Genomic DNA, 1,672 nt, shown 5'->3' on the forward strand with positions numbered 1-1,672 from the left:
CTAGTGCGCATCCATAAACGCTGTTTTTGCGAGTGTTCTGAGCCAGTTTGGCGGCCCAATTCATGCTGTTCTTGCGGCGCGTTATGGCGCGAGACGTTGAGATCGCGACCGAGATTGTTTGCAACGGTCATGCGGGCATAAGGTATCGGCCGCGCTTGCCGGCATGCCATTGAGGGCGACCCGATGAGTGGGGGGTCAGTTGGGTGTGAGGCGGGCGAAGAGGGCGAGGTTGTAAGCGACCACCGAGGACCAGACGTAAGCCTTGAAGCGGGTGAGCCCACGCCAGGTGCAGCAGGCCAGACCGTAGGCGCGTTTCAGGCAGGAGATGTCGGCCTCGATGCCGGCGCGGAAGTTCCTCAGCTTGCGGTAGACCCAGCGGCTCTTGACCATGTCTTCTATTTTGAGGCCCGCCTTCTTGTGGAAGGCCATGTCGCGCACGCCCCAGGCCTTGGCCTGGCTCAGATTGGCACGGCTGGCAAAGCCGCCATCGGCGGCCGCCTGCCGCGGCGCTTGGCCATAAAAAGCGATGTGGCGCTCCAGCATTGGCAGCAGACGCTCGCTGTCGGCCGGGTTGCCGGCCTCGATGACGAGATCCAGGATCAGGCCGCTTCTGCCGGTGGTCAGATTGAGCTTGTGGCCGTAATCGACATCGCGACGGCCCTTGACGATGATGTCGGCATGCGGCTCGAAGAGGCTTACCAGCTTCTCGCCGGCGGGCACCGCCTCGCCGCCCAGGACCCGCCGCTCGGACTGGGCGATGATCTGCTCGATCAGCGGCCGGTAGTGGCAGACGGTGGCCTGCCAGAGTTCGCCGGCCGGGCCCGTCGCCAGGGGCAACTGCGCCGCCGCCTGGTCCAGATAGGCCAGGGTTTTGTGGGTGATCCTGAGCAGCTCGCGATAGGACTTGACCCGTTGGAGACGGCTGCGGGCATACTCGATCGTACGGGCCCGCTTCTTCGCCGCGCGGCAGTGATCATGCCATGGGGTGGCGCTGCCCAAGGCATCGGCCGCGTAGAGCAGCCGCACCATCACCCGCACGGCGTCCCATAACAGGCTGTTGTCGCTTGGCGTGTGGATGAATGCTGCGGTGACGGTGCTGTCGACACGTACGACCTTGCCGTTTTCCAACCTGTCCCGCCGGGCGCTCGTCAACAGCCTCCGATTGATCTCTTCCCAGGTTTGCGCCCGGATCGCGCAGATCGTCTTGTGCAACACCGATTTCTTCGGGCTCCATCCCCACGGCAGCCGGGCAAAGGCTCGGAACGAGGCGGAGTCTTCGAGATGGAAGGCCAGCTCCTGATAGCTCAACTGGCGATGCTGCTTGAGTAGCGCGCAGCGAAGCACGGCCTCCGTCGGCAGGCCCGCGCGACCGGTTTCCCTGACCCCATGCCGGCGCAGGTCCCGCGTCACCAGCCCGAGCAGATCGCGATGTTCGTCCAGCCACTGCGATATGGCTTTCAGCTCACGGCCGATCTCGTGTTCGGCGAAAAGATCGAATACACTGGATTGGACGGTGCGTTCTTGGCGCATTGTCGGCTCCGGCGGTTGCGGGTTTCCCTTTAGAATCAGTGGTATGATCTAAAGTGTACCTGAAACCGTCGGGCCTTTCCTGCGGAAATTTGGTGATTCCTCCAGTAATTTCAGCAGCTTACCGTTTATGGACGGGCACTAG

Annotated in this window: 1 protein-coding gene; it reads right to left on the reverse strand. The window is 62.9% G+C overall.

Annotated elements, in window-relative coordinates:
* Window positions 1–195 precede the first annotated feature (195 nt).
* Entirely contained in the window at window positions 196–1,530 is a 1,335-nt protein-coding gene (locus NKH57_RS33675) for an ISNCY family transposase (protein ID WP_352950669.1), read from the reverse strand.
* Window positions 1,531–1,672 lie beyond the last annotated feature (142 nt).

Origin of the sequence: Mesorhizobium sp. M1050 (assembly GCF_040318715.1) — a bacterium.
In the GTDB taxonomy this organism is placed as follows: domain Bacteria; phylum Pseudomonadota; class Alphaproteobacteria; order Rhizobiales; family Rhizobiaceae; genus Mesorhizobium.

Bases quoted from the DNA above. Each gene is read 5' to 3' on its own strand.
- NKH57_RS33675 (WP_352950669.1), bottom strand. From the start codon at position 1,530: ATGCGCCAAGAACGCACCGTCCAATCCAGTGTATTCGATCTTTTCGCC.